Here is a 513-nt window from a genome sequence, read left to right on the forward strand (position 1 = left end):
CCCCGAAATTTACCTTTTCCTAGTCCAAAACCGGCTTTTCGCGTACTTAAAAATAATCCTTATAAAATATATGTTTGTACATACTGAACACAGTACTTTGCACGATATATCCAATTTAGAATGCACATAACGGACACGCTATACATAGAGCACTTCATAGACCTTATTCATATATTGATACGCGCCAGTGCGGTGACTTCTTTTTTTCAGAAATGAAGACCTTAAAGATTTGGGCTTGTATTCCCTAGTCACTCGAAATATGATTGCGTTACATATTCAAAAGAGTAAAACATCATGGCAGGTGGTAAGCGCGAAGGTGCCGGACGCAAACCCAAAACTGGTCAACCAATGGTTGTTAAACGCATTCCAATTAGTTTAGTGCCGGCAATAGATAATTTGATTGGCCAAATGATGAAGACACCTAATATTCAACACAGTGACGCCATCCCGTTGGATGCGATCAGGCTGCCTGAAACCCTCAGCAAGTTATCGGTTCCATTGGCTTTAGAAAGT

Annotated in this window: 1 pseudogene; it reads left to right on the forward strand. The window is 40.4% G+C overall.

The features are described 5' to 3' along the window. Positions 1-294 precede the first annotated feature (294 nt). Positions 295-513, forward strand: a pseudogene (locus A2F46_RS11855) (hypothetical protein); the annotation flags it as partial.

The sequence above is a fragment of the Snodgrassella sp. CFCC 13594 genome (assembly GCF_001590725.1).
GTDB lineage: Bacteria > Pseudomonadota > Gammaproteobacteria > Burkholderiales > Neisseriaceae > Snodgrassella.